30 protein-coding genes and 1 tRNA gene are annotated in these 25,414 nt (G+C 67.2%); 9 read left to right on the forward strand and 22 right to left on the reverse strand.

The features are described from left to right. Genes FJX73_03130 through FJX73_03150 form a run of 5 tightly spaced genes read left to right on the forward strand, consistent with a single transcriptional unit; the run spans position 1 to position 3,294 of the window. Positions 1–384, forward strand: coding sequence for a prepilin-type N-terminal cleavage/methylation domain-containing protein (locus FJX73_03130; GenBank protein ID MBM3469767.1), 384 nt, complete (start codon positions 1–3; stop codon positions 382–384). Between the two features lie 36 nt (positions 385–420). After that, positions 421–858 (forward strand): prepilin-type N-terminal cleavage/methylation domain-containing protein, encoded by a 438-nt coding sequence (locus tag FJX73_03135; protein MBM3469768.1) that lies wholly within the window; start codon positions 421–423, stop codon positions 856–858. After that, positions 855–1,265, forward strand: coding sequence for a prepilin-type N-terminal cleavage/methylation domain-containing protein (locus FJX73_03140; protein ID MBM3469769.1), 411 nt, complete (start codon positions 855–857; stop codon positions 1,263–1,265). The genes FJX73_03135 and FJX73_03140 overlap by 4 nt, the downstream gene beginning before the upstream one ends. Before the next feature lie 9 nt (positions 1,266–1,274). Beyond that, positions 1,275–2,729, forward strand: coding sequence for a hypothetical protein (locus tag FJX73_03145; GenBank protein ID MBM3469770.1), 1,455 nt, complete (start codon positions 1,275–1,277; stop codon positions 2,727–2,729). Between the two features lie 40 nt (positions 2,730–2,769). Beyond that, on the forward strand, positions 2,770–3,294 hold the full coding sequence (locus tag FJX73_03150) for a hypothetical protein (GenBank protein ID MBM3469771.1): 525 nt from the start codon (positions 2,770–2,772) through the stop codon (positions 3,292–3,294). Here the strand turns inward: FJX73_03150 and FJX73_03155 are convergent. The 7 genes from FJX73_03155 to scpB are packed head-to-tail and all read right to left on the reverse strand — an operon-like array spanning position 3,277 to position 8,788. After that, the gene (locus tag FJX73_03155) at positions 3,277–3,912 is read right to left on the reverse strand and encodes a 1-acyl-sn-glycerol-3-phosphate acyltransferase (protein MBM3469772.1); all 636 of its coding nucleotides are present in this window, start codon (positions 3,910–3,912) and stop codon (positions 3,277–3,279) included. The two genes, FJX73_03150 and FJX73_03155, sit on opposite strands and share 18 nt — an antisense overlap. Continuing rightward, positions 3,902–4,585 (reverse strand): (d)CMP kinase, encoded by a 684-nt coding sequence (locus tag FJX73_03160; GenBank protein ID MBM3469773.1) that lies wholly within the window; start codon positions 4,583–4,585, stop codon positions 3,902–3,904. The genes FJX73_03155 and FJX73_03160 overlap by 11 nt, the downstream gene beginning before the upstream one ends. After that, positions 4,582–5,871: an ABC transporter ATP-binding protein gene (locus tag FJX73_03165; GenBank protein ID MBM3469774.1), complete on the reverse strand. Its 1,290-nt coding sequence runs from the start codon at positions 5,869–5,871 to the stop codon at positions 4,582–4,584. Before FJX73_03165 ends, FJX73_03160 begins: the two co-directional genes overlap by 4 nt. After that, on the reverse strand, positions 5,861–6,775 hold the full coding sequence (locus tag FJX73_03170) for a cobalamin-binding protein (GenBank protein ID MBM3469775.1): 915 nt from the start codon (positions 6,773–6,775) through the stop codon (positions 5,861–5,863). Before FJX73_03170 ends, FJX73_03165 begins: the two co-directional genes overlap by 11 nt. Further along, positions 6,772–7,356 (reverse strand): methyltransferase domain-containing protein, encoded by a 585-nt coding sequence (locus FJX73_03175; GenBank protein MBM3469776.1) that lies wholly within the window; start codon positions 7,354–7,356, stop codon positions 6,772–6,774. The genes FJX73_03170 and FJX73_03175 overlap by 4 nt, the downstream gene beginning before the upstream one ends. 11 nt (positions 7,357–7,367) lie before the next feature. Next, complete coding sequence (locus FJX73_03180; GenBank protein ID MBM3469777.1) at positions 7,368–8,243, reverse strand: D-alanyl-D-alanine carboxypeptidase; 876 nt, start codon at positions 8,241–8,243, stop codon at positions 7,368–7,370. Continuing rightward, a complete protein-coding gene (gene scpB / locus FJX73_03185) occupies positions 8,240–8,788 on the reverse strand; it encodes an SMC-Scp complex subunit ScpB (GenBank protein MBM3469778.1) in 549 nt (182 codons plus the stop codon). The genes FJX73_03180 and scpB overlap by 4 nt, the downstream gene beginning before the upstream one ends. A gap of 76 nt (positions 8,789–8,864) precedes the next feature. On the opposite strand from scpB, the gene FJX73_03190 reads away from it, so the two are divergent. After that, positions 8,865–10,034, forward strand: coding sequence for an IS200/IS605 family element transposase accessory protein TnpB (locus FJX73_03190; GenBank protein MBM3469779.1), 1,170 nt, complete (start codon positions 8,865–8,867; stop codon positions 10,032–10,034). Positions 10,035–10,049: 15 nt separating this feature from the next. On the opposite strand, the gene FJX73_03195 is transcribed toward FJX73_03190, so the two are convergent. The 4 genes from FJX73_03195 to FJX73_03210 form a co-directional block, all read right to left on the reverse strand. Further along, positions 10,050–10,793, reverse strand: a complete 744-nt coding sequence (locus FJX73_03195) for a segregation/condensation protein A (GenBank protein ID MBM3469780.1) — start codon at positions 10,791–10,793, stop codon at positions 10,050–10,052. Beyond that, a complete protein-coding gene (locus FJX73_03200; GenBank protein MBM3469781.1) occupies positions 10,793–11,410 on the reverse strand; it encodes a site-2 protease family protein in 618 nt (205 codons plus the stop codon). The genes FJX73_03195 and FJX73_03200 overlap by 1 nt, the downstream gene beginning before the upstream one ends. Further along, entirely contained in the window at positions 11,410–12,786 is a 1,377-nt protein-coding gene (gene lysA, locus FJX73_03205) for a diaminopimelate decarboxylase (GenBank protein ID MBM3469782.1), read from the reverse strand. Before lysA ends, FJX73_03200 begins: the two co-directional genes overlap by 1 nt. Before the next feature lie 94 nt (positions 12,787–12,880). Next, complete coding sequence (locus FJX73_03210; protein ID MBM3469783.1) at positions 12,881–14,545, reverse strand: hypothetical protein; 1,665 nt, start codon at positions 14,543–14,545, stop codon at positions 12,881–12,883. Between the two features lie 144 nt (positions 14,546–14,689). On the opposite strand from FJX73_03210, the gene FJX73_03215 reads away from it, so the two are divergent. The 3 genes from FJX73_03215 to speB are packed head-to-tail and all read left to right on the forward strand — an operon-like array spanning position 14,690 to position 16,863. Then, entirely contained in the window at positions 14,690–15,151 is a 462-nt protein-coding gene (locus FJX73_03215; GenBank protein MBM3469784.1) for an arginine decarboxylase, pyruvoyl-dependent, read from the forward strand. A 5-nt stretch (positions 15,152–15,156) separates the two neighbouring features. Then, entirely contained in the window at positions 15,157–16,017 is an 861-nt protein-coding gene (gene speE, locus FJX73_03220; protein ID MBM3469785.1) for a polyamine aminopropyltransferase, read from the forward strand. Positions 16,018–16,023: 6 nt separating this feature from the next. Next, positions 16,024–16,863: an agmatinase gene (gene speB / locus FJX73_03225; protein MBM3469786.1), complete on the forward strand. Its 840-nt coding sequence runs from the start codon at positions 16,024–16,026 to the stop codon at positions 16,861–16,863. Here the strand turns inward: speB and FJX73_03230 are convergent. From FJX73_03230 to FJX73_03280, 11 genes are all read right to left on the reverse strand, one after another. Beyond that, a complete protein-coding gene (locus FJX73_03230) occupies positions 16,790–16,984 on the reverse strand; it encodes a hypothetical protein (GenBank protein MBM3469787.1) in 195 nt (64 codons plus the stop codon). The two genes, speB and FJX73_03230, sit on opposite strands and share 74 nt — an antisense overlap. Then, positions 16,981–18,018: a hypothetical protein gene (locus tag FJX73_03235; protein ID MBM3469788.1), complete on the reverse strand. Its 1,038-nt coding sequence runs from the start codon at positions 18,016–18,018 to the stop codon at positions 16,981–16,983. Before FJX73_03235 ends, FJX73_03230 begins: the two co-directional genes overlap by 4 nt. After that, positions 18,015–18,509, reverse strand: a complete 495-nt coding sequence (locus FJX73_03240) for a hypothetical protein (protein MBM3469789.1) — start codon at positions 18,507–18,509, stop codon at positions 18,015–18,017. Before FJX73_03240 ends, FJX73_03235 begins: the two co-directional genes overlap by 4 nt. After that, entirely contained in the window at positions 18,506–19,093 is a 588-nt protein-coding gene (locus tag FJX73_03245; protein ID MBM3469790.1) for a sigma-70 family RNA polymerase sigma factor, read from the reverse strand. The genes FJX73_03240 and FJX73_03245 overlap by 4 nt, the downstream gene beginning before the upstream one ends. A 64-nt stretch (positions 19,094–19,157) precedes the next feature. Beyond that, entirely contained in the window at positions 19,158–19,748 is a 591-nt protein-coding gene (locus FJX73_03250; protein ID MBM3469791.1) for a ComEA family DNA-binding protein, read from the reverse strand. 44 nt (positions 19,749–19,792) lie between these two features. Continuing rightward, the gene (locus tag FJX73_03255; GenBank protein ID MBM3469792.1) at positions 19,793–22,246 is read right to left on the reverse strand and encodes a leucine--tRNA ligase; all 2,454 of its coding nucleotides are present in this window, start codon (positions 22,244–22,246) and stop codon (positions 19,793–19,795) included. A 16-nt stretch (positions 22,247–22,262) separates the two neighbouring features. After that, positions 22,263–23,189, reverse strand: coding sequence for a branched-chain amino acid transaminase (locus FJX73_03260; GenBank protein MBM3469793.1), 927 nt, complete (start codon positions 23,187–23,189; stop codon positions 22,263–22,265). A 112-nt stretch (positions 23,190–23,301) separates the two neighbouring features. Beyond that, a tRNA-Ala gene (locus FJX73_03265) sits at positions 23,302–23,376 on the reverse strand. Between the two features lie 267 nt (positions 23,377–23,643). Further along, positions 23,644–24,129, reverse strand: a complete 486-nt coding sequence (locus FJX73_03270; protein MBM3469794.1) for an adenosine monophosphate-protein transferase — start codon at positions 24,127–24,129, stop codon at positions 23,644–23,646. 51 nt (positions 24,130–24,180) lie between these two features. Beyond that, a complete protein-coding gene (locus tag FJX73_03275) occupies positions 24,181–25,029 on the reverse strand; it encodes a succinate dehydrogenase iron-sulfur subunit (GenBank protein ID MBM3469795.1) in 849 nt (282 codons plus the stop codon). A gap of 13 nt (positions 25,030–25,042) precedes the next feature. Continuing rightward, a complete protein-coding gene (locus FJX73_03280) occupies positions 25,043–25,405 on the reverse strand; it encodes a hypothetical protein (GenBank protein ID MBM3469796.1) in 363 nt (120 codons plus the stop codon). Positions 25,406–25,414 lie beyond the last annotated feature (9 nt).

Raw genomic sequence — 25,414 nt, forward strand, 5'->3', positions numbered from 1 at the left:
ATGAAAGGGAAGCGCTCGGGTGAGAGCGGTTTCACCTTCGTGGAAGTACTGGCGGTGATCCTGATCCTCGGGGTCCTGATCGCCGTCGCGCTGCCCAACTACTTCGGCGCCGAGGCCGACGCGCGGCGCTCGGTGGACATGGCCAACGTCCGGGCGATCAACTCCGCCCTGGCCCTCTACCAATACCGGAACAGCGGGGCGTGCCCGACCGCGGGCGCGAACTTTCTGGCCTTCCTGGACAACACCGCGTACTTCCCGGACGGCCGGCCTGTTGATCCCAGAACCGGTACCGCTACGCCCTACTCGACCACCTACAGCGACACCCTGTGCAGGGTTCAGATGAGCGCCGGAGGGGTGAACCACGATACCGGGGCAGGCCACTGAGGTCACAGAGCAACACGCTGCAAGGAGGAGGATGAGATGGCCTGCCAAAGCGGGTTCAGCCTTGTGGAGGGTCTCGTGGTCGCGGCGCTGCTGGCGATCCTGGTGGTCGTCGCGGTGCCGCGGCTGATGGTCCCCGAGACCCTCCACGCGCGCTCATCCGCCCGTCAACTGGCCGCCGATCTGCGGCTGGCGCAGCGGCTAGCGATCGCCCGGCGCGCGAACGTCATGCTGGAGTTCAGTCCGTCTGCACCGCCATACACCGGCTACATCGTGAGGCAGGAAGGCGGTGGCGCCGAGCCCGACTTCCCAAAGAACCTGCCACAGGAGGTCTCCGTGACCGGCCCACTGCAGTTCGTCTTCTCCTCCAATGGCAGCGCGGCGGCCAGCGGCACGGTGACGCTGACGGCCAGTGGTGCCACGGCGACGGTCCAGGTTACAGCGGCCACCGGGCACGTGAAGGTGACCGGACCGTGAAGCGCGGGCAGGCCGGCTTCACGCTCGTCGAGCTGCTGGCGGCGGCCCTGATCCTGGGCGTCGCCATCATCCCACTGCTTCAGGTCATGCCAGGCGTGCTTGCTCCTGCCCAGGTCACCGAGACGGATCTGCGGCTGTCCGCGGCGGCCACGCGCAAGACCGAGGAGATCCTTGGACGCCTGCGCGCGGACATCAGCAGCGTGACATCGGGCGCCGAGGCATGCGCCGACCTTCCACAATGCCGGCTGCAGTGGACGATTACAACAGAGCTCTCGAGTGCCGCCCCAGGTGTGGGATCGCTCAGAACGATTGCCACGATAGCGTGCCGGGACGCGAACGCCAACAGCGCCTGCGATGTGGACGAAGCGCAGGTGCGATACGACACCAAGGTAACCTCGCGCCCATAGGAGCCCGCGATGCCGCGTAGAGATCATGGGATACCGGCGAACGAACGCGGCGCCACCCTGACCGAACTGCTGGCGGTTGTGGCCATGCTCACGTTGGTGATCGTCGCGCTGGTACCGCTGCTGTGGACCGGCCAGCAAACATGGAACCGCGTTGACCGGCACACCGAGGTCACGCAAAATGCCCGCAGGGCGCTGGACAAAATCGTGCGGGAGGTGCGCGCCGCAGGGAGCTTCCAGGTCGTGGGCGACTCGCTTATACGCTTGACCATGGCTTCGGGCGACGGAACCGGCGCGACGCCGACTGTGGAGTACCAGCTCAACGCCGGCACCGGAAATCTGGAGTACCGACAGAGCGGAGAGTACTTCTTCCGCCGCCGCATCACGGTCACCGCCGGGACCGCGGTGCCAGCTGGCTACTCCGTCCCTGTCGTCTTCGACCACGCCGCGCTGGTAGCCGCGGGCAAGAGCCTGGCAAGCGGGAACGACGTGCGTGTGCGCTACCGGGCCGGGACGAGGTGGGTGGAACTGGATCGCTTCAGGGACATCCCGACCGCGTGGAACTCAACGACGACGCGAGTATGGTTCAGGCTGCAGGCACCAATAGCAGCCGGCGGTTCTGATGGCGACTACTACCTGTTCTACGGGGACCTCTCAGCGGGCACCCCGCCGTCGAACGGCGTGCACGTCTTCTTGGACTACGAAGACGGAACGAGCCTGGCGGGGTGGACTCGGAGGGACGGGTGTGCCGGCACACACTCCGCCTCCGCCGACGGGTTCGTCTTCACCGCGAGCAGCGGCTCCTGCCATCGCCAGTTCAGCAAGAACGTCCCGCACAGCGACGCGGACGGTCACCAGACCGGCGTCAGCGCGCGGCGCAGCGATACCGGCGTGGGTTACATCGTCACACTGGCTGATGAGACCAACGCGACGTTGAGAATCCGGTACTGGACTGTCTGGAGCACCACCGGCGGGGCCATCGGATCGGTCTCCGCAAGCGTCACGCCAGGTACGAACTACTACGGCAGGTTCTATCTGGTCGGCTCAGCCCTCAAGGTGAAGTACTGGGCCGTCGGTGCGGCTGAGCCCGGCTGGAGGCTCGAGGTGACCCACTCGACCGTCGCATCCGGCGCGCACTATGGGCAGGTTGATGGGTACACGAGCCCGCAGGACCACCGCCACCGGAACATCATCGTTCGGCGTCGTGTGTCCTCCGAACCGGCCACGGCGCTGGCCGCCGAGGAGGCGGCGCCGGTACCTGCCGCCTGGCAGCCCCTGGCCGGCCCCTTCCGCGCCATGAGCGTCCAGTGCTTCAACGCTGCCGGCAGCGCAGTCGCGTGCCCGGCGGCTCCGGGCCCGTCGGCCGAGGCAGTCAGGTCGGTGCAGGTTGCGCTCACCGCCATGGATCCCACCGGGGAGGTCGCCGACATTGTGGTCACCTCGAGTGCGTACCGGCAGGCCCCCTAGCAGGCCGCTCGCTGCCCGAGCGCAGCCCCCTGCGGCCACGGTGAAGCGGTCGCGGTCAGGCGAGGCAGGCGTTGCCCTCGTCATGGCGGTCGTGGTGACGATGATCCTGGCGTTGATCGTGGCGGGCATCGCCCAACTGATGATCGCCGAGATGGAGATGGGACGGCTTGTGCGGTGGGACGCCGAGGCGCAGTACCTGGCCCAGGCAGGCCTCGAGCACCAGATTTACCTGCTCAAGGCAGACAAGACGGCCGCGGCGGTCCCGTACACGAACTACCCTGCCACGGCGGATCAGCGAACCTGGTACACCACGACCCGGCGTTGCCTGCTTCCCACCCTGGACGACTGCACCATCAACGTCGCGGCCCGCCGCTGGTGCATCCTGTCCACCGGCGAGATCCGCCGCTACAACCCCGACGCCACCTTCACGGTTCTGTTGACGCGTACGATTCGCGCCGAGGTGGACATCACCTACGGTGGGGCCTCGCCGCTCTACGGAACCCCGCTCAAAGTATCTGTCCTGCGCTGGGGGGAAGACCTCCGCGCCTCACCCACCTGTCCCTGACGACGGCCTCTGGTCGGACGGCAGGAGCGCGGCGATTCCGTCCATGAAGCGCCTTCCCCATGCCTCCAGGTCTGTCCGCGTGATGCGGCCGTCGTGCCGCGGGACGGCAATGGGCGGGCCCAGCCGGACGACAACCGAGTGCCGGCGGGGCAGCCGCGTGCCCTTGGGCATGGCGTGCTGCGTACCGATTACTGCCATGGGAAGCACCGGCGCGCCGGCGCGCAGGGCCAGCAGCGCGGCGCCGGGCTCGGCCTGCATCAACCGGCCGTCGGCGCTGCGCGTGCCTTCGGGGAACATCAGGACGAGTTCGCCATGGGAAAGAGCCTCGAGCGCGGTGCGGATCGAGCGCCGGTCCGCCTGGCCCCTCCTCACAGGGAAAGTGCCCACCGTGCGCAGCAGCCAGCCGAGAACGGGCATCTGAAGCAGCTCGTGCTTGGCCATGAAGCGGGCCCTGCGCCGAAGCGCAACCCCGGCGATCGGAGGGTCCGCGGCGCTGACGTGGTTGCATACGGCCAGGACCGGGCCCTCTGCCGGTTCGTTCTCGCGGCCCTCCACGCGCAGCCGGAACTGCAGGGAGAAGTAGACCGTGAAGAGCAGTTTCCAGAAGTCATACCACATCCGTGCGCTCCCTGACGAGCTGTACGATCGTTGCGACCACCTGTTCAGTAGTCAAGAGGGTGGTGTCGAGAACAACAGCGTCACCTGCCGGCCGCAGCGGTGAGAGAGACCGCGTCTCATCGCGCTCGTCCCGCTCGGCCTCCTGGCGGCGGACCTCGTCCTGATCCACGTCCACCCCCCTTGCCCTCAGTTCGTCGTGCCGCCGCCGGGTCCTCGCCTCAAGACTGGCCTCGAGGAACACCTTGACCTCGGCGTTGGGGAAGACGACCGTGCCTATGTCCCGGCCCTCCATCACGATTCCCCCGGCGGCCCCGAGGGCCTGCTGCCGCGCCACCAGCGCCGCGCGCACTCCGGGCACAGCGCTGACGATCGAAGCCGCGGTACTGACCTCCGGGGCGCGGATCGCCTCGGTCACGTCCTCGCCGTCCACCACGATTCTATCCCCACCGCGTGCTGGTCGGAACTCGATGGCCAGCGAGGCGGCCAGGGCTGCAAGCGCGGCTGCGTCGCGCAGGTCAACGCGTCGCCTCATGGAGGCCAGCGCCACCGACCGATACATGGCACCGGTGTCTATGTGCTTGAACCCAAGCCTGTCGGCCACGGCCCGCGCCACGGTGGACTTGCCGGACGCGGTAGGACCGTCTATAGCCACCGCCGGGCGCCGTCGGCTCACGACCGGGCCCCCCCGCGGGCCAGCAGCCGGCTGAGCGCCTCGAGCGCCGCCGCCGTATCCGGGACCACCAGCGCGCCTGCCGCGGCCAGGCGCGCTGCAGCATCCGCGGCTGCGCCGCCGGTGAAATCCCGCGCCTCCTGCCCCTCCACCATGACAACCGGAACCCCGGCAGTCAGCGCAGCTTCCGCAACTTCCAGATTCCGCAAGTTACCCGGACCGATGGGGGTGGGCGCGATAATCACGGCGCGGCAGGTCAGGGCGGCCCGGATGGCCTCGTCGGCAGCGGCACTGCTGATCGGCGAGAACGGTGCCTCCTCGATCACCTGGGCTCCCACGGCCCGTGCTGTTTCGTCGTCGGCGTCCATCACGTGCACAACTCCCACGCTCAGGCGACAGCCCGCCTCGGCGCAGCGGTTCAGGATCTCAACGCCGGTCCCGCCGCCGCAGATCACGTGAACCCGTGGCCCGGTCCCTTGAGCCGCCGGTCCAGGAGCCACCGTCAGGTACGGGCGCCCGGTCCTGGCGTCGATCCGAACGGTCACGCCAGCACCATACGCCTCACGGATGAGGTCTGGGGCGACGACATCGGCCGGGCGGCCGCTGGCAAGGAGGCGGCCCTGGCTCAGCAGCGCCATGCGATCACAGAAACTGGCCGCCAGGTTCAAGTCGTGGATCGCTGCCACGGCGGTGAGGCCGCGGCCGGCCAGGGTTCTCAGGAGCTCCATGATCTCAAGCTGCCGTCCCAGGTCCAGGTGCACCGTGGGCTCGTCCAGGAGCAGGAGGCGCGGCTGCTGGGCTAGGGCCCGGGCAATCAGCACACGCTGTCGCTCTCCGCCGCTTAGGGCCTCTATTGGGCGGTCGGCCAGTTCCACAGCACCGGTCTGCTCCAGGGCCCCGTCCACGGCCTGGAGATCGGCCGGACCAGGGCGCGCCAGCCGGCCCAGGTGGGGGTTCCTCGCCCACGCCACGGCCTCTCGCACCGTGACACCTGCTGGCACGACCGGATGCTGTGGCAGGACAGAGATCTGTCTGGCCAGGACTTCTACCGGCGTCTCGTGCGGGGCGAGTCCTTCCACCAGCACCCCACCCGCCTCCGGACCCACTGCGCCGGCTATCGCACGCAGCAGGGTGGTCTTGCCCGCGCCGTTGGGTCCGACGATGCCGAAGAACGCCCCGGACGGTATCTCAAGGGAGACACCACCCAGCGCCGTGATGCCGGCCAGCCGGCACACCAGTCCGGCGATCTCGACCCGACACCCATCTGCGGCAGACAAACTACCGTCCATTGCCCAGCAGCCTGGCAACTAGATCCAGACCTTCCACCACGCGGGGACCGGGCCGCGCTACCAGCGAGGTCGGCAGATCGTACACCCGCCCTGCCCTCACCGCGTCCAGGGCGGCCCAGCCGGGTCTCCCCCGCAGTCGGTCTCTCCCCGGGTAGAGCAGCAGGATCACCTGCGGGTTCCTGTTCAGGACGTCCTCGATCGGGACAGGAACGTATCCGCGGCGGTCGCCGAAGATGTTGGCGCCGCCGGCGCGGGTGACCAGATCGTCCACCAGCGTTCGGCCGCCCGCGGCCAGCACTGGTTCATGCCACACCTCGATGTAGACAGTGCGCCGGACGGCTGGGCGAACGGCCGCTGCCCGGCGCCGGAGGAACAGGGCCAGGCCCTCGGCCTCCCTGGTGCGGCCCGTCACCCGGCCCAGTAGTCGAACCAGATCAACCGTCCCCTCAACCGAGGCGGCGTCCACCGCCAGGACGGGCAGGCGGAGCGCCCGCAGACGAACAAGCTGGTCATGTTGCAGGCTTGGCATTCCGACAACCAGATCCGGCTTGAGGGCCATCACGCGCTCCAGGCTGACCACAACGCCGCCCACGCGCGGCCTGCTGCGAACCCGCTCAGGCGGGTAGTCGTCGGAGTCGCTGATCCCGATGACCTCTCGGTCTAGGCCCAGGGCGAACAGGACCTCTGTCACGCTCGGAGCCATTGAGACTATCCGGACCGGCCTGGCCCCTATGGTGAGGTGTACCCCGGAGGCATCCGTCAAAGTCATCGGATAGGTCCCGCCGGCACCTGTGGCTCCGACGGCCGCGGCTGCGAATGCGCCGACAGAGGCCGCCATCAGCAGAGCAAGCAGGACAGCAACCGCGGATCGAAGCGCCGTGACCCGCTCCGATGCCACCCTCATCGCCGGGATCCCCTTGGCTTTCTGGCCACAATCCTACCAAGCGCGCGGGTGCGTCCGCCCTCCCGGAAAAGACCCTCCTGAAGATAGAGCACCTCCCAGTCCCGGAACCGACGCCGCAGTTCGCCTTTTCTGAGCCGGTGTGCGGGCCCGCGGGGACCAGGGTCCGGCTCGGGCCATTCCAGGTGTGTCTCCAGGATCATCACCCCACCGGGCCGCACCGCCTCCTGCATCGCCCTAAGCAGCTTCCTCTTCAGGAAGAACGTGTTCACGACCACATGGTACCGCGCCTTCGGGAACAGGTGGGTGTCGAGATCCGCCTCGACCCACCGCACGCGCAGGTGCCTCCGTGCAGCCCGGCGGGCCGCTACTGCCAGCGCAGTGGGCGAGATGTCAACGGCGCACACATCGTAGCCGGCCGATGCCAGCAGCAGGGCATTGCGCCCCAGGCCGGTGGCCACGTCCAACGCGCGGCCCCGAGGCAGGAGCGGTAGCCACCTCCTCAATAGGCCTGACGGCGGCCCGTCGTGCACGCGCTCGCCTGCTGCGTACCTGGCTTCCCATTTCTTGCGATCAACCTTCATGCCGCTGCCCCTCAGTGCCCCGAAGGCCTTTGGCCCCCCGACAGCGCGCCCGCCGGGACGGAGCGGAATCCAAGATCCAGCAACCGTTCCGCATCACCGAAGACGTCGCGACTGTTGAGCACGACCACGAGCATCTGGCGGCCGTCCCGCGTTGCCGAGGCAACCAGCGAAGGCCCTGACGCCGCGGTCCACCCGGTCTTCACCCCATCGGCTCCAGGATAGCGCCCGAGGAGCCGGTTGGTGTTGACGAGGCGCTGGGGCGGTCGGCCAGGCCGTACCAGTTCCGAGGTTTCGGTACGCGCCAGGGCTGCGAAATCCGCGTTGCGAAGGGCATGGCGTGCGATCAGGGCGAGGTCGAGGGCGGTGCTGTAGTGCCCCGCGGCCTCGAACCCGTGCGGGCTGACAAACCGGCTCTCGCGGGCGCCCAACTGCCGTGCCTTGGTGTTCATCTCCTCGACGAAGCGTTCACTGGTACCGAAGACCGCCTCGGCCACGGCCACCGCCGCATCGTTGGCCGAGCGGAGCATCATCGCAAGCAGCAGATCTCTGGCCTGCCATCTCTCTCCGGCCACAAGCCCTACGAACGCACCCTGATGCTGGGCGGCAGCGCGTGTGCTCACGGTGACGACCGTGCCGGCAGGTAGTCGCTCGATGGCCATGATCGCGGTCAGGATCTTCGTGGTGGACGCCGGAGGCCACCGGCGGTGCGCCGCAAGAGCGTGCAGGATGCGGCCGGTTGTAGCGTCCATGACGATCGCGGCGGTGGGCCCATCGGGTGCGGCAGGACTGGCCGCCGCGGCATCCGCCGGAGCCGCTCCTGCCGTCATCACTGCGCACAGCGCCAGCAGCAGGCCTGCCAACAGGGCGTGCCGGAGCACGGCGCTCACCCCACCGGATCTAGCATGGCCTGCACGCCGCGCTCGCCCGCGGGCGGCAGATCAGAAAGCCCGCGGAGGCCGAAGTACCGGAGGAACCGTTCCGTGGTCCCGAACAGCATGGGGCGTCCCACCGTCTCGCGACGACCCACCACGCGGATCAGATGGCGCTCGAGCAGGCGCTCGATGTGCCAATCGCTGCTGCTTCCGCGGATCTGCTCGATGTCGCCCCTGGTCGCCGGCTGCCGGTACGCGATTATCGCAAGGGTCTCGAGGGCTCCCTTGGACAGGGATTCGCCGTGCTCGTACTGGAGAAACCGGCGCACCAGATCGGCGTGCTCCGGCCTGGTGCAGAGCTGATAGCCGCCGGCGACCTCCTGCACCTGAAGGCCGCCGTCTGCCAGGCGCGACTCTAGGTGATCTACTGCCTCCCGTGCGCGGTCCGCTGGGACATCCAGCACGGCTGCCAGGCGATCGAGTGGTACCGGCCGGTCGGCGACAAACAGCAGGCTCTCAACCGAGCGCGCCAGTTCCCCGATACCATCAGGGGATACCATAGGAACTGCGGCGGGGGAATGCCGCCTGCCCTCCTCTCTACCCGCAGAGTGTCGGCACATATGGCATAATACGAGCATGAACCGCACCGTTCGCGTACTTCTTCAGACCACTCCTGAACAGGCCGCAGCCCTCGCAGAGACCGCACGCCTCTTCAGCGCCGTCTTCAACGAGGTCTGCGCCTACGGCTGGGCGCATAACGAGAAAAACGGTGTCCGCCTTCACCACGCCACCTACTACCCGCTGAAGGAACGCTACCCTGCACTCGTCTCTGACCTGCATTGCCAGGCCCGCGTCAAAGCGACGGAAGCCCTGAGGAGTGTATTCGTTTTGCGGCGTCAGGGGCGCAAGGTATCTGCCCCGAGGTCGTCTCAGTGTCCGCCCCGCTTCAACAAGCACACCTTCAAGGTGGATTGGCCTAACCGGACGGTTCGGCTTTCGACCACACAGGGCCGCATGAGCCTCCCCTTCCAGCTTCTCGCCTATGCTGAAAAGTGCGCTGGCGCGACTGTCCTGACCAGCGACCTTCTCCAGCGCGACGGCAACTGGTGGCTCCACATCGTCGTTGACCTGCCTGCGCCTGAGGTTACTCCCAATGCGGAGGTCGTCGGCGTAGACCTTGGCATTGCCCAACCCGCCGTCACCTCCAACAACCGCTTCCTCGGGAAGAAGGGTTGGCGGGCGGTGGAGACCCGCAACTTCAACCTCCGCCGTGCCCTCCAGGCCAAGGGCACAAAGTCCGCCAAGCGACACCTGCGGAAGATGCGCCGCCGACAGGAGCGGTTCCGTCGAGACTGCGATCACGTGCTCTCGAAGCAGATCGTCGAGGCCTGCCCTCATGGGGGAACGATTATCTTGGAGAATCTCAAGGACATCCGCCGTCGAACCAAGGTCCGCCACGGCAAGCAGGCCCGTCGTCTGCATAGCTGGTCGTTCGCTCAACTCAAGTCGTTCGTCCGGTACAAGGCCGAAGGAAGAGGCATAACGGTGGTCGGGGTAGACCCTCGGCATACCTCCCAAATGTGCTCCTCCTGCGGGCATATTGCTCGCGACAACCGCCGTTCCCGCGCCTGGTTCCAATGTCGTGCGTGCGGTTTCTTGCTCCACGCCGACTTGAATGGGGCGCGCAACATCGCGGCCAAGTACCATGCCGCCGTCGGTATACCCGGCGGTGGTGGGCAGCCCGTCAACCTGCCTATCGTGGGGAGCAGTGCTTCGCATGGCTCACTCACAAGCTGCCGGCTTTAGCCGACAGTCGTTGACCTAGGCCCTCTGCACCATGATTGGCGCCAGCGGGGAGGCCTGCTGCACTCGGACCTTCTGGTCCTTGATCAGTTCCAGCAAGGCCAGGAACGTCACCACCACGACGACGGCGGTTGCCCGTCGCGGAAACAGCGCAGAGAACTCCAGGCCCTGCGGCGCGTTGTCCAGCGCGCCCAGGATGGCCGACATGCGATCGGCAACCCGAACCGGCTCATCCACGACCTCGGCGGCGCGCTCCTCCCGGGCACGCGCAAGCACCTCTTCGAAGGCCCGGAAGAGATCCTCAACCGTCACTCCCTCCAGCAGGACGTCTGCCGGATCCCCCTGCCACGGCCGTACGAAGACCTGCTGCTGGAGACTCTCCAGCACCCGGAGCGCCTCGGCGGCTTCCTTGAAAGCCCGGTACTCGGCGAGTTGCTCCTCCAGGCGTTCGGGTAGGTCGCTGTCCTCAGGAACCTGGACGGGCTCAGGCGGAGGGGGTTTGGGCAGGAGCAACTTGGCCTTCATCTCAACAAGCGCGGCAAGCAGCCAGAGCGTCTCGACGGCCTGATTGAGGTCCAGGGAGGCCTTGGCGCGCCGCAGGAACTCGTCTGCCATCTCGGCCAGCGGGATGTCGTTGAGATCTATCTTCCCCTGGTGGGCGAGCGTTACCAGCAGGTCAAGCGGGCCCTCGTAGCCGGGTATGCTCACCGTGTAGGCAGATGCGGGGTTGCGGGTGAACGGGCCGGATGGTTCGGTTGTCATCAAAGGCCGCCTGCGCCAATCGCCAGTGTGACCAGCCACCGCACGGGTTGATCCAGAAGAAGACCAATGAGGCGGCCGGGCAGCAGGATCAGGGCCAGCAACAGCAACGGGCCGAACTGGGCCAGCCGGTCATAGGCGCGGGCCTGGACCGGGGGCAGCAGACCGGAGAGGACCTTCGATCCATCCAGCGGGGGTATGGGCAGCAGGTTGAAGATGGCCAGCACCGCGCTGATGAAGATCACGGTCAGCAGCAGGCCCCCCAACCAGGAGCCGGGCTCGGCCAGGCCGAGCTGGTAGACCAGCCCGAGCAGGAATGCCGTTGCGACGTTCGCGAGCGGGCCGGCCGCTGCCACCACCAGCATCCCCTTGCGCGGGTCCGGGAAGTACCTGGGGTTGACCTCGACGGGCTTGGCCCACCCAAACCCCGCGATCAGGAGCAGCAGGGCCCCGATCGGGTCCAGGTGCACAACCGGGTTGAGCGAGAGGCGGCCGCGGGTGCGTGGTGTGGGATCGCCCAGCCGATCGGCGGTCCAGGCGTGCGCGAACTCGTGCACCGTGACGGCAGCGAGAATCGCGATCACGCGCAGCAGCAGGTCCAGAGGGTCGCCCCGCAGCATCAACCTTCACCCGGCAGGGGGGTGTCGGGCAGCAGGGTGGCGCCGGGCCGCGGCGTACCATCGCGCCTCCGGAGGGCTCTGTCGAGCCGCACCAGGTCGGCCGGGGTCTCGCGCTCAACCGCGATCTGCGCCTCGCCGTCGCGTACGAAGACGAGGGCCGGCCGCGGATAGCGATTGTAGTTGCTGGCCATCGAGAAATTGTAGGCACCCGTGGAGAAAACCGCAAGGAGATCCCCCGCTGCCACATCCGGCAGTTGGGCGTCCCAGATCAGCACGTCCCCGGACTCGCAACAGCGCCCGGCGATGGACACGCTCTGCGTGGGCTCCTCGCCCGCCCGCGTCGCCACCAGGGCTTCATACTGCGCTTCGTAGAGCGCCGGGCGCGGATTCTCGTACATACCGCCGTCCACGGACACGAACTTGCGCGCCCCCGGAACGGTCTTGATGGCGCCCACGGTGTAGAGCGTTACGCCCGCGTCGCCCACGATCGCGCGGCCGGGCTCGACTATCATGGCCGGCAGGGGCATCTTGTAGCGCGCCGTGAGATCGCGCACCATCTCCGCCATCGCCCGCACGTGGCTGCCCGGGGTCGGCGGCTCCTGATCTGCCAAGTATCGAATGCCCAGCCCGCCACCCAGGTTGAGTTCCTCGAGCACGAACCCGCTCCCGCGCATCTCGGCAGCAAACGAAACCAGTGACCGCGCGGCCATGACGAAGGGATCCAGATCGAGTATCTGAGATCCAATGTGGCAGTGCAGACCACGCAGGCGCACACCGGGGAGATCAAGGGCCTGCAGCACAGCGCCTTCCGCGGACGGCCCCAGCAGTCCAAACCCGAACTTGGAGTCCACGCCTCCGGTCTGGATGGCCTTGTGCGTGTGGGGCTCGATCCCCGGGGTGACGCGCAGCAGGATGTCGGCCCGCAGGCCGCGCTCGCGCGCCAGACGGTTCAGCCATCCCAGCTCGTGCTCGTTGTCAACCACGAACCGGCCGACTCCGGCATCCAGACCGTAGGCGATCTCCTCGGGAGTCTTGTTGCTGCCGTGGAAGAAGAGATCGCCAGCCGGCACCCCTGCGGTCAGCGCTGTGAGGATCTCGCCGACGCTGACCACGTCAATGCCCAGTCCCTCCTCGTACGCGACCTGGCATGTCGCGACAGTGCACAGCGCCTTAGACGCGAACAGCACCCGGCCCGGTCCGGGGTACGCCTCCCGCATCGCCCCCAGGTAGGCGCGGCAGTTCGCCCGCATGCGATCTTCATCCAGGACGTACAGCGGCGTGCCGAACCCGGACGCCAGATCGGCCGCACGCGCGCCGCCTATGACGAGGTGCCCCTGATTGTCCAGATCGTATCCGTGGCGTTGGGAGAGACGCATAGACCTCAGGACCCGTTCAGCGAAACACGCGGGACGCGCTGAAAACCGATGCAAATCTAGCACGGGTACCAGGGGGTGTCAACGCGCACCAGATCTATGGTGGCCGGAGTTTCCGCACGGTAACAGTGCGCACGACGAGGTCCTCCGAGCGGTTGCCTCCAGCGTTGATGGCAAGGTCCCACCCCCACGTGTTGGCCATCGAGGCATCGGTCAGGCGCAGCGTGTGGTTGACCCAACCCTCGGCGACCTCCACCCACTGCCAGGGTGTGAACCGGTAACCCCCGGTGGAGTCGTACAGCAGATTGAATCCTACCTGCCCGGGCGCGCTGCTCCCCCAGGCCTCCACCGTGATCTCCAGGGGAGTGCGACCCTCCAGAAAGAACGCAAACGTGTCATCGAGATCGAAGTAGACATAGACTACACCGCGCGCAATGACCGTTCGTACACCTTCGCCTCCTGCGGTCTCCACCGGTTCCACGGCGCCGTTGGAACGGGCACGGTAGGGCAGGTTGTAGAGCCCGCGCTCCTCACCGGTCCGTCCGAGCCGTGCGAATACCTCCGGGCTGCGGCTAAAGTCGCGGTCGGCGCCGACCACCGGCAGGAGCGCACCCCGGGTGGTGGCCGTGGCCCGCGCTTCCTCGAGCAGCGCCGGTGCAACGTCCGTGACCACCAGCGGCGAGGCGGCAAGACGCAGCACCATCCGGCCGTCGCGGATCTCTGTCCCAACTACCCGTCCCTGCAGCGTGGCCACTCGGATCCCGGGAGAGGCGGGGATGTCAAGGCTCCTCCCCTCGGCAGTCGTCCATGCCAGGAGAACCGCATCGGCGCCGGCGCCATAGAGCACGGCGAAGACATCAGGATCGCGCGCCAGGTATCCGACATAGGGTCTGCCGGCCAGCGGCGCAGCGGCCTGGCGGAGGTCGGCGGCCGACAGGGCTGGTTCGGTCAGGAAGAACCGTTCTACGCCTGTGGCCTGAGCCACCGCAAGGACGCGAGTCAGCAGCCCTACGCCGGCGTCGGCGCTGCCGGACCGCTCCGGGGCCCAGTCCAGCCAGAGCGCCTTCCCGACGGCCCGCGCGCGGCCCGCCAGTATCCCCAACGGACGCAGAAGTGACTCGGGCGCCGTGCCCCTCGCCGACACGACGAGGGCATCAAACTGCTGAGGCGCGGCCGCCAGCATGCGTACGCCGAACCCCAGGTCCATCCCCTCTGGAGTAGCCGATGCCACCCTTGCAGAAGGGTCCAGCGCCCTGATGCGCGCGTGCGCGGTCTGAAGTAAAGCCACATACTCGTTGCCTGTTCCGCGGTAGTGGGGCAGCCCGAGATGCGTCCACACCTGCCACTCGCGCACCCGGTCGCGGTAGCGCGCTGCTACCGCGCTTACAAAGCGGCCCCAGTCGTTGATGTCGCGCGGTGGCTGGCGGGAATAGATCTCAGGCCGCGTGAGATCAACGCCGGTTCCGATGCTGGCCCATCCTGGCGTGAAGGCGAGCGCGAGCAGCGGGGCCACTCCCTCGCGCTGGGCGGTTGCCACCGCGCGGTCCAGATCGGTCCAGACCGGCCGGCCTCGCTGCGGCTCGATCGCGCTCCAGTCTGCCGTGATCCTGGCAGACCGGATGCCGGAGGCGCGGGCCAGGGCATAGCCGGCGGAGTCCGGGTCGGTCAATCCCAGCAGCACGGGTCCGGGCGGCGTTGTCTGCCCCAGGCCCAGCTGGATGCAGACCAGGACCACCGTGCACGCGGCAGCCGCTGACCACATCCATCGGCGACAAACCCGAAACATAGAAGGTGTGTTCTGCGCGAAGACGGCCCTCCCTCCACCGCAAGGGGGTAGGCATCTCTCTGGGCGGAATGTATATTACTTGGTGTGCCAAAGCATGAAGCACACGGAGGAGACAAGATGATGTGGACACTCCCGCGGGCCCTCACTGCTGTGGCCGGTGCGGGTGAAGGCGGCACGGACCTCAACGCGTTCGATCACGCGCTCCTGGATGCCGGAATCGCTGACCTGAACTTCCTGAGGGTCACCAGCATCTGCCCGGAGGGAGCCCGCATTGTTCCGATGCGTCCGTACACGCCGGGCATCCTCATGCCCGCGGTCTATACCCGGATAAACGGCCACACTCCAGGAGAACGCATCGCGGCGGCCGTGGGGATCGGGGTCGGCGTCGACAGCTTTGGCGTAATAATGGAGTATGCCCACACCGGTTCGGCCGAGAACGCGGAACAGATCGTCCGGCGCATGGTCGAAGAAGCCATGACAGCGCGGGGTCTCAAGACCGCCGAGATCGTCGTCGCTTCCAAAGAGCACGTGGTCCAGCGCACGGGCTGCGTGGTTGCCGCAGTGCTGTTCTGGCCGGAGTAGGTGCCATGCGACCGCCCCGGGAGCCAGAGTGGATCACGGACCAGGGTGGAGAGGCCTTCGCCCACGTCTACCGGGTAGACGCCGTGCTGCACGACGACCGTTCGGCGTTTCAGCGGGTCCGGGTCATCGAGAACTTGGACTTCGGCCGCATGCTCATTCTCGACGACGCGGTGCAGACGACCGAGAGAGACGAGTTCATCTACCATGAGCTGCTCGCACACGTCCCGCTGTGCACGCATCCCGCGCCGCGCCGGGTGCTGATCATCGGAGGCGGGGATGGCGGGCTGCTGCGCGAGACGCTGCGGCACCCGATCGAACACGCGACGATGGTCGAGATAGACCGCGCGGTCATTGACGCAACGCTCCGGTGGATTCCCTCGATCCCGGCCCGCTGCTATGGCGACCCGCGTGCCCGGCTCCTGGTTGACGACGGCATCCGGTTCGTACGCGAGAGCGGCGAGCGCTTTGACGTCGCCATGGTGGACTCCACAGATCCGAAAGGGCCGTCGTTAGGGCTGTTCTCCAGCGAGTTCTACGGCCACATGGCAGGACTTCTGGGCGAGGCAGGAGTGCTGGCGGTGCAGAGCGGATCGCCCATCTACCAGCAGGACCTCATTGCGATGGTGCAACGGCACATGGCTCCTCACTTTAGGTGGGTGCGCACCTACCTGGGCGCGGTGCCTACCTACCCGGGAGTCTTCTGGACCTTCACCGTGGGCTCCCAGGGCCGAGATCCGGTCGGTGTTGACCCGGAGGAGCTGGTTGAGAGAATGCGCCACATCCCCACCCGCTACTATCTCCCTGCGGCACACCGGAGCCTCTTCGTGCCGCCGCCGTTCCTGCAAGAAGCGATGTCGGCGAGATAGACACCAGTGCCGTTCCTCGGAGCCCGGGAGCACGCACGCCCTGCGGCCGTGCTGATCGGCGCGCCATACGACGCCACCTCCACATTCCGGCCGGGCTCTGCCCACGCGCCGGCTTCAATCCGCTGGGCCTCGGAGAGCGTCGAGACCTACAGCCCGTTCCAGCAGCGTGACCTCGCCGACCTGACCTTCTCGGACTCAGGCGACCTCGACCTGGCCGGCTGCTCTGCCGAGGCGATGGTCGAGCGCGTCCGCGCGCGGGTCGCAGCGACGACCGGTCTGCCCGTGCTCATCGGGGGCGATCACGCCGTGACGTTCGGGGCGGTCGCCGCGCTGGCCGAACGACACCCTGATTTGGGCGTCGTTGTCCTGGACGCCCACCTGGACCTGCTCGGCGAGTTCGAGGGAGCGCGCTGGTCGCACGCCACAATCCTGCGCAGGATCACCGACCGCCTCGGACCTGAACGGTGCGCGGTCCTTGGCGCTCGATCAGGGAGCCGTGAAGAATGGGCGGCGGCAGCCTCGCTTGCCGCGGCCTCCCGGACGGGAGAACTGCCACCCACCGCACTAGCGGCCCTAAAGGACCGCCCGATCTACCTGTCGGTGGACATTGACGCCTTCGATCCAAGCATTGCCCCTGGCACAGGGAACCCCGAGCCACTTGGGTTGAGCATAGGCGAGTTCGCCTCGCTGCTGGGGGTGCTTGCCGAATGCCGGATTGTCGGATTCGACCTGGTTGAGGTCAGCCCGCCCTGCGATCCGTCGGGGCGGACCTCTATCCTAGCTGCTTGGTTGCTGCGCGAGATGCTGCTGGCATTCGTGCGTCCGGGGGACACGCGCACGGGGTAGAACCGCACTTCGGGCATCCTGAGGCGTAGCGCCCCGCGGCTCGGGCCGCGTCCACGCCGCGCGAGCGGTCACGCTCGCCGTATTGGGCCTCGATGCGGTCCTGGAACTCGCGCAACGTCAAGGCCCGCTCCCCTTCGAGATGACGGCGGCGACGCCCGTCAGATCCATCATCGGGAGAGCCCCTGCCAGTGCCAGTTGACGGCCCTGGTTCTCCCAGGTGACGATCCGTATGGCGCCGGCTCCAAACGCCCGCGCTCCAGGACCCAGGACCGGCACAGCCTCGCCGCGACCAGGAGGACGCGCGCGACCAGCAGGCACCACAAAGAGAACCAGGCTACGGGAGCCGTCCGAATAGTCCAGGGAGGCGGTGAGAAGCGGGCCGTGACGCACCGGCGTCCCGCCCCGCAGCGAGTAACCTCCGGGAAGCGTCCGGGGAACGCTCAACGCAAACCCAACGGCCCGCTCCAGGTCGGGAAGAGCAAGGAGCGGCCCAACCGGACCACCCTGGCCGATGATCCGGGCGCCAGCGGGAGGGCGCATGTGGAAGAGCGCGGAGGGCACGTTGAGACCGAAGCTGATCCGCGTGAAGTAGGCGACCATGACGGGCCCATCGCTTGGGTCGCGCTCCTCTGCCCGCAGTGCCACACCTGTGGTTCGGTCAATCCAGAGGCGGCGCTCGCCCTGCCCGGACCGAGGCCGGAGACTCAGCACCGCGGTGCGCCGGCCGATCACATCCTCAACACCGAGCAGCCGCAGGTGGTACTCTGAGAGCCATCCCACAGGTGGAGCATCGGTTGGCGGTGCCAGAGACGGCCCCTGGAATACCGTATGGAGCCGCGGCTCGTAGTGCCAGGTTTGCAGCCCGTCGTCAACGACCAGCCGCCCGGCCACGCCCTCGGGTGAGAGAAACTCCAGACGCGTCCTCCCGGGCCGCTTGCGGGTCTCGATCAGCGTGACGGTCTCCATGGCCTCGCCGCGGAGCACGGAGAGCACCTTGGTGCCCTCGTAGTCCACGATCTGCGAGGCGATTGCGGCGTGGCGGGCGACTTCCTGCAACGTCACCCCATCCAGAAGGGGCTCTGGCGAGCCCTGCGACAGGGCCGGCGCCGCGACTGCCAGCCAGATGACGAACCCTGCGGAGGCGCACCGGATCACCGCACCGGCCCCCGTGGATCCTCGCCGATCAGGCGAAGATTGGCGTCGGTGAAGACGAGGCCCACAAAGGCACGGTCCATGAGTGGATCCCTCGCCTGCGCCTGCGCCGCCCTACGGAGAAACAGATCAGGGCCGATCTCCGCGGCGCGAAGGCGGTGCTGGTGGCCCCGGATCGCGGGCACAGACACAAGGGCCAGAACGAGCGCCAGGACAGCAAGCGCTGTCGCGGGGCGCGGTTCCCAGACGGGCAGCCAGGCCCACGGGCCGGGCGCCCGGCGCCACAGGCGCAGCTGCAGATCCGCTGCAAACCCCTGTGGCAGGTCGGGTGCCTCCAGAGAGCTCAAGAGGCGCCGCGTGGCGCGCAGCTCCCCCAGTTCTGCACTGCAATCAAGGCAGCCCGCCAGGTGACCCTGGACCTCGGCCATCTCCTCTGAAGAGAGCTCGGCATCAAGGTAGGCGCTCAGCAGCCGCGCGGTGCGTCGGTGGTTCATCGGCCCTCCAGGCTGTCGCGGAGGGGCGCCAGATGATCTCGCAGCGTCAGGCGCGCGCGGTGCAACCGCGACTTCACCGTGCCCACGGGGATCCCCATCATCGAGGCGATCTCCTCGTAAGCGTACCCTTCTACATCTGCCAGCACTACAACCATGCGGATCTCGGGCTGGAGCGACAGGAGCGCCTGCTGCACGCGCCGGTCCAACATCGCACCGAGCACAGTGCGCTCGACGTCTGCTGAGTGATCCGCCCGTTCTCTTGCCAGCTCGCCTGCCTCGGTGGCCAGCGGCTCGTCGAGAGACTGGACCCGCGTGCCCCGGCGGCGCCGCAGCAGATCAATGAACAGGTTCGTAACGATTCGATATAGCCAGCCCTCCAGCGGAACGCCGGGTCGCAGCCGCGGCATGGACCGCCACACTCGTATGAGGGCCTCCTGCGTAAGATCCTTGGCATCGGCCTCGTGCCCGACCATCCTGTAGGCCATCGCATACACGCGCCGCGCGTACTTCTCCACCAGGGCCTCAAACCGCGCCCGATCATCCTGGGGACCCGCGGGCCGCTCCGATTCCTTGGACTGCGCCACACGCCACCTGCGACCGCGGCGCCCCCTCTTGGTGATCTACGAACGGAGGGTCGTCGCGGTTCCCTTACTCCAGCCGGAGCAAGGGCTCCAGACGGCGGAAGAGCTTGGGCCCTATGCCCTGGACCTCGAGGAGGTCGTCCAGGCGCCGGAACAGCCCCCTGGCCTCGCGATGCTCCACTATGCGGCGCGCCAGAACAGGGCCTATACCGGGCAGGCGTTCAAGATCCGCCGCGGTCGCGGTGTTCACGTTCATCGTGGAAGCCCTCTCCCCTTCTGGCGGCGGCGCTTCTGGCCGGGCTTCTGGGCGTCGCGCCAGAGCAAACGGGTAGGTCGGCTGTATGATCCGCGGCACGACCACCCGGTCACCATCCCGTAGCTGGGCGGCCAGGTTCACACGCCTGAGATCGGCGATCAATGTGGGGCCGTGGGCCGCTAATATGGCATCCTGGAGGCGGGCACCGGCCGGCAGCACGTACATCCCCGGCCAGGTCACCTCGCCTACCACGTGCACGCTGATCTGCGCGGGCGCCGAGGGCCCGCTGACCGGCAGGGGACCTGGGGTCCGTCCGGCCCGGATCGCAGCACCGCCTGCCAGGACCAGGGCCGCGGCCAGCCCGGCGAGCGCCAACTGGTCGGACCGCTCGATGGTCGTCACCTCCTCCTGCTATCTCATCGGCAGGGAATGGGGCGTCCTGCGGGCTATCGCACGACTATGTTGACCAGGCGGCCGGAGACCACGATGACGTCGGCCACGGTCTTGCCGGCCAGGAACTGGCGGATGCGCGGGCTTGCCAGCGCGACCTCCCGGGCCTCGGCATCGGTGATCCCTGCGTCCACCTGGACCCGGTCGCGCACGCGCCCGTCCACCTGCAGCACCAGCGTGATCTGCCTGGCGGCCGCCTTGGCCGGATCGAAGGCCGGCCAGGGGTGGGTGTGCACGCTGTATGAGCCCCCGAGGTGCTCGACCCAGAGCTCCTCAGAGGTATGGGGGCAGAGCGGCGCGAGCAGCAGCACGAGCATCCGGAGCGCCTCGCTCCACAGCGCCGTGCCGGAGAGTGGCGAGCTCCTGGCCCGCTGCAGAACGTTGGCGTACTCCATCAACGCCGCGATCGCAGTGTTGAACCTATACCCTTCCATCTGCTCGGTCACACGCCTGATCGTGTGGTGCATCCAGAACTCCAGGTCGGATGCCTCGATGGGTTGAACCGGTGAACCTGATGCCTCCCCCGCGGGCACGGCCACAACCGACCAGACCCGCGCCAGGAATCGCCAGATTCCCTCAATGCCCCGGCTGTTCCACGGACCGCCCTCGTCCCACGGCCCAATGAACATGAGGTAGGCACGCAGCACGTCGGCACCGTACCCGCGCACGAACTCGTCGGGATTCACCACATTGCCCCGGGACTTGCTCATCCGGTTTCCGTCCGTGCCCAGAATGATCCCTTGGTTGAACAACCGCTTCATCGGCTCGTCGAAGGACACCAGACCCAGATCGCGCATCACCTTCGTCCAGAACCGCGTGTAGAGCAGGTGCATCACCGCGTGCTCGATACCACCGGTATACTGGTCAACCGGCAACCAGTACGCTCCCTTCTGGGGATCGAAGGGGGCCTCGTCGTAGTCAGGGCTAAGGTACCGGTACTGGTACCACGACGAGTCTACGAACGTGTCCATGGTATCGGTCTCGCGCCTGGCCGGCCTGCGGCAGTGCGGGCAGGCGACGTTCTGGAAGCCGCCATGATGCTTCAGCGGGGACTCGCCAGTGGGCCGGAACTCGGCGTCTTCCGGCAGGATCACCGGCAGGTGCTCGAACGGCACCGGAACCACGCCGCACGCGTCGCAGTAGATGATCGGAATCGGGGTACCCCAGTAGCGCTGCCGGCTGATCAGCCAGTCGTGGAGGCGGTAGTGCACCTTCCGCTCACCGACGCCGCGGGTGATCATCGCATCGGCGATCCGCTGCCAGCCCTCGGCGGACGGCAGGCCGTCGAAGGGCCCGGAGTTCACCATCGTGCCCTCCTCCAGATAGGCCTCGGACAGCGGCCCGCCGTTCCATCCCGGCGGCGCCACGACCACCGGAATCGGCAGGCCGTACTTCCTGGCAAACTCAAAATCGCGCGTGTCGTGGGCCGGAACGCCCTGGATAGCACCCGTGCCGTAGCTCAGCAGGACGTAGTCGGCGATGAACACCGGCACGTCTGAGCCGCTCATCGGGTTGGTGGCGTACGCGCCGATGAAGACGCCGTCGTGCTCCCGCTCGGTCGAAAGCCGCTCGATGTCGGACTCGCGCGCGGCCTTGAACTTGTAGGCCTCTACCTGGGCACGACGTTCCGGCGTCGTCAGGCGATCCACTAGCGGATGCTCGGGAGCCAGCACGCAGAAGGTCATCCCATAGACGGTATCGGGCCTGGTCGTGAAGACCCTGAACTCCAGGCCTGGGTGATCCCTGAGAGGGATCGCGAACTCGACGCCCTCGCTGCGGCCGATCCAGTTGGTCTGAAGTGTGCGGACGCGCTCCGGCCACTCGATCTTGGAGAAATCCAGCAGCTCCTCGGCGTAGGCCGTGATCTTCAGGAACCACTGCTCCAGGTTCTTCTTGACTACCGGCGTGCCGCACCGCTCGCACACCCGGTCGTCGCCGACCACCTGCTCGCGGGCAAGCGTGGTGTTGTCCTTGGGACACCAGTCCACGGGCGAGAGCGCACGATATGCAAGGCCTCTCTCGTGCATCTTGAGGAAGAACCACTGGTTCCACTTGTAGTAGGCGGGGTCGCAGGTGACCACCTCTCGCGGCCAGTCCCACATCGCGCCCATTGACCGAAGCTGGCGCCGGATCACCTCGATGTTGCTCATCGTCCAGCGGTAGGGATGGATGCCACGTTCGATTGCGGCGTTCTCCGCGGGCAGTCCGAACGCGTCAAACCCCATGGGGAGCGTTACGTTGAAGCCCCGCATCCTCTTGTACCGCGCGGCGACGTCCGAAGGCGCCATGGCATACCAGTGGCCGATGTGGAGGTAGTCGCCGGACGGATAAGGGTACATCGTCAGGAAGTAGAACTTGGGTCTCGGATCACCGTCGGGCGCGTGGTAGAGACCGTCCGCCTCCCATCGCGCCTGCCACTTGGGCTCAATGCTGGCGGGGTCGTAGCGCATCGGGTTCTCCTTTGGGCTAGACGGCATCCCGCACCTGCGTCAGCCACCCCTGGGTGTCGGGCAGGCGGCCCGATGTGATGCCGAAGAATCGCTCCTGCAGCCGCTCGGTCAGCGGGCCGCGGCGTCCCGACCCAACGGGCTGGCGGTCCACCGACCGGATGGGTGTGATCTCGGCCGCGGTTCCCGTGAAGAAGGCTTCGTCCGACACAGTGAGCATCTCGCGGGGGATCGCCATCTCGCGCACCTCGATGCCGGCCTCGCGGCAGAGGGTCATGACCACGCCCCGGGTTATGCCCCCCAAGATCGAGGCAGCCAGCGGTGGAGTGTAGACGACGCCGTCCCTGACGAGGAATAGGTTCTCACCGCTGCCCTCGCTCAAGTAGCCCTGCACGTCCAGGGCGATGCCCTCGGCATATCCGTTGTCCGCCGCTTCCATTACGATGAACGCCGAGTTCACGTAGTTGCCACCGATCTTGCCCATGCCGGGCAGGGTGTCGGGAGCAATGCGCCGCCAGGAACTGATCATGACATCCACGCCGTGCTCGATGGCTTCTTCGCCCAAATAGCGGCCCCACTCAAAGGTGATGACCGCCACGTGCAGCGGACACCTGCGGTGGTCCACGCTCAGGGACTCCACGCCGCGGAAGACCACGGGCCTTATGTAGCAGTCCCCGTGACCGTTGACGCTCACCGTCTTCAGGATCGCCCGGGTGAGATCGTCGCTCGAATACGAGGGCATCATACGGAAGATCCGACACGAGTCCAGGAGCCGCCGGACGTGCTGGCCCAAACAGAACACCGCGGGCCCGCTCAGTGTCTGGTAGGCGCGAATGCCCTCGAAGACGCTGGATCCGTAGTGGACCACGTGCGCGGCCACGTGGACGCGGGCCTCGTCCCAGGGAACCAGCGCCCCGTCCAGCCATATCTGGCCAGATGCCTTCATTCACTGCACCTCCAGAAGCAGCAACGCCGCCTTCATCCATAGGGACGAAGACGGCCTCCGCGGTACCACCCCGGTTGACAGGCGCTCCAGAATCGCGCTATCGCCAGACGATTGGTGGAGCAGGCGGGAATTGAACCCGCGACCTCCTCTACGCCAAAGAGGCGCTCTCCCCCTGAGCTACTGCCCCGCGCACCTGTCCGCTCAAGCCCTTATCGCGGGCAAACGGTGGAAACTACGGTCCGGTTCGGAACCTCGTTCCCACGGCTCCCGGACGAGTTCGGCAGCACCGCCGTTCGGGTCACACCCTCCCCCGAATCTCTCGTGCGCCTGGTGGCGCCGGCCGGCCACTGCCTACTACTTCCGATCTTCGCCGTTTTGGCAGACGGGCTCTCTGCCCGACAGCGCGATTATATCGGCGGATCAGAGTGGGGTCAAGCCAACCGATTCCCGCGGGCTAGAGCTTGTAGCCGAAGCGCCGGAGCAGATCCCTGCGCCAGGCGGTTCCCTCATCGTCCTCCACGCCCAGCGGCTTGAAACCGTCCAGCACTCCCAAGACCCCGCGCTGATCGCCTTCCTCGGCGACGATCGCCTGGATAGGGTTCGCCGTTGCCGCGAACAGGCGCACGACCTCTGGACAGGCCTTGACCGCGTGCAGCACGTTGATCGGGAAAAACCCTTCGCCGAGCATGATGACGAAGACGTGACCGCAGCCCAGTGCCAGCGCGTTCCGCACCGCCAGGGCGATGAGCCCCTCGTCCGTACCGGACTTGCGCACCATCCGCTTGCCGCTGGCCTCGGAGAAGGCCAGACCGAACTTGATGCCCGGCACCGCGGTCACCAGGGCTTCGTGAAGGTCCTCAACGGTTTTGATGAAATGAGACTGGCCCAGGATGACGTTGTTGCTCTCGGGCTTCTCGATGGGTACAAGCAAGAGTTCCATGGGCACATTGTAGCCCACGGTCCTGTCACCCGTGAAGCCGCAAGCCCGGGCCTAGACCGACCTGGGCGGCGCCTTGGGCCGTTCTGCCGCCTCCGGCGTTCGGTAACCCTCCGGGAACGCCGGCACTACCTGAGCCGGTGCGCTGTGCGGAGGTCCTACGAACAGGCTGCGTTTTAGAAGCTGGATGCCCAGCGCAGGATCCACGCCCTTGGGGCACGCCTCGCTGCAGGCCCCGGCCAGGTGGCAGCCGAAGACGCCGTGGGACGCATCCACGACGCCGGCACGTTCGCCTAGCCCCTGGTCGCGGTTGTCTGCCGAGTACCGATAGACCTGGGCCAATGCCTGCGGGCCCAGGAACTGCTCCGACGTGCTGACCGTCGGACATGCCGCCAGGCAGAGGCTGCACTTCAGACAGTAGGTGAACTGCACGTAGCGCGCAAGTTCCTCCGGCGTCTGCTTGTACTCGCGCGTCGGCGACTCCATCTCGGCCGCGTCGCTGCGCATGACGTAAGGGAGCACGGCCCGATGCCTGCGGAAGGTCTGGGTCAGGTCGGGTACCAGGTCCTTGATCGCGTCGTGGTTGGGAAGCGGCGCCACCTCGACCACGGGGCCGAGCTCGCTGACCTGGGTGTTGCAGGCCAGGCGGGGCTTCCCGTTGATGAACATCCCGCAGGAGCCGCAGACGCCCATTCGACACGAGCATCGGAACGCCAGCGATCCGTCCTGCCCCTCCTTGACCGAGAACAGCGCGTCCAGCACGGTCATGCCCGGCAGGATCTTCACCTTCCACTCCTGCGGCCGCGCCTCCCTGTCGTGTTCGGGATCGTAGCGCGCCACCCTCAGCGTGAGGATTCCATCTTCGGGAAAGCCGCCCTTGGGATTGCCGGTCAGATCAGCCATCTCACGCTACCCCTCACAGGCGCGCGGCCTGCAACGCCACCGCTACGCCGTAGACAAGCACTACCAGCCCAAACACCACAACGCCCGCATTGATGATTCGCACCGCCCTGGGTGTGCCCCAGATCTCGCCCAGGATACCCCGCAGCCCGTAGAGACCGTGGTAGAGGGCAAAACCCAGCAGCAGGACGTACGTGGCCGCCCAGGCCGCGCCCCTGCCACGATCCGCCACCGCGGAAAAGGAGAGCACCGGCTCCCTTGCCCATCCCAGGAGGGCAAGGATGCTGGCATAGTGCATCAGCCCCATGTGCAAAGAGAGGAGCACGAGCAGACCCGCACCGCAGATCAGGTGGAAAGCCCATAGCCTGGATTCCCTCACGGCCCTTCC

This window comes from Armatimonadota bacterium, from assembly GCA_016869025.1.
Lineage (GTDB): Bacteria > Sysuimicrobiota > Sysuimicrobiia > Sysuimicrobiales > Humicultoraceae > VGFA01.

What these genes read in the sequence shown, in the direction of transcription:
- lysA (MBM3469782.1), bottom strand. Translation starts at nt 12,786, where the DNA reads ATGCGTCTCTCCCAACGCCACGGATACGATCTGGACAATCAGGGGCAC.
- FJX73_03195 (MBM3469780.1), bottom strand. Translation starts at nt 10,793, where the DNA reads ATGACAACCGAACCATCCGGCCCGTTCACCCGCAACCCCGCATCTGCC.
- FJX73_03190 (MBM3469779.1), top strand. Translation starts at nt 8,865, where the DNA reads ATGAACCGCACCGTTCGCGTACTTCTTCAGACCACTCCTGAACAGGCC.
- FJX73_03275 (MBM3469795.1), bottom strand. Translation starts at nt 25,029, where the DNA reads ATGGCTGATCTGACCGGCAATCCCAAGGGCGGCTTTCCCGAAGATGGA.
- FJX73_03135 (MBM3469768.1), top strand. Translation starts at nt 421, where the DNA reads ATGGCCTGCCAAAGCGGGTTCAGCCTTGTGGAGGGTCTCGTGGTCGCG.
- FJX73_03270 (MBM3469794.1), bottom strand. Translation starts at nt 24,129, where the DNA reads ATGGAACTCTTGCTTGTACCCATCGAGAAGCCCGAGAGCAACAACGTC.
- FJX73_03240 (MBM3469789.1), bottom strand. Translation starts at nt 18,509, where the DNA reads ATGAACCACCGACGCACCGCGCGGCTGCTGAGCGCCTACCTTGATGCC.
- FJX73_03155 (MBM3469772.1), bottom strand. Translation starts at nt 3,912, where the DNA reads ATGTGGTATGACTTCTGGAAACTGCTCTTCACGGTCTACTTCTCCCTG.
- FJX73_03175 (MBM3469776.1), bottom strand. Translation starts at nt 7,356, where the DNA reads ATGAAGGTTGATCGCAAGAAATGGGAAGCCAGGTACGCAGCAGGCGAG.
- FJX73_03130 (MBM3469767.1), top strand. Translation starts at nt 1, where the DNA reads ATGAAAGGGAAGCGCTCGGGTGAGAGCGGTTTCACCTTCGTGGAAGTA.
- FJX73_03200 (MBM3469781.1), bottom strand. Translation starts at nt 11,410, where the DNA reads ATGCTGCGGGGCGACCCTCTGGACCTGCTGCTGCGCGTGATCGCGATT.
- FJX73_03210 (MBM3469783.1), bottom strand. Translation starts at nt 14,545, where the DNA reads ATGTGGTCAGCGGCTGCCGCGTGCACGGTGGTCCTGGTCTGCATCCAG.
- FJX73_03165 (MBM3469774.1), bottom strand. Translation starts at nt 5,871, where the DNA reads ATGGACGGTAGTTTGTCTGCCGCAGATGGGTGTCGGGTCGAGATCGCC.
- FJX73_03215 (MBM3469784.1), top strand. Translation starts at nt 14,690, where the DNA reads ATGTGGACACTCCCGCGGGCCCTCACTGCTGTGGCCGGTGCGGGTGAA.
- FJX73_03170 (MBM3469775.1), bottom strand. Translation starts at nt 6,775, where the DNA reads ATGAGGGTGGCATCGGAGCGGGTCACGGCGCTTCGATCCGCGGTTGCT.
- FJX73_03260 (MBM3469793.1), bottom strand. Translation starts at nt 23,189, where the DNA reads ATGAAGGCATCTGGCCAGATATGGCTGGACGGGGCGCTGGTTCCCTGG.
- FJX73_03145 (MBM3469770.1), top strand. Translation starts at nt 1,275, where the DNA reads ATGCCGCGTAGAGATCATGGGATACCGGCGAACGAACGCGGCGCCACC.
- scpB (MBM3469778.1), bottom strand. Translation starts at nt 8,788, where the DNA reads ATGGTATCCCCTGATGGTATCGGGGAACTGGCGCGCTCGGTTGAGAGC.
- speE (MBM3469785.1), top strand. Translation starts at nt 15,157, where the DNA reads ATGCGACCGCCCCGGGAGCCAGAGTGGATCACGGACCAGGGTGGAGAG.
- FJX73_03255 (MBM3469792.1), bottom strand. Translation starts at nt 22,246, where the DNA reads ATGCGCTACGACCCCGCCAGCATTGAGCCCAAGTGGCAGGCGCGATGG.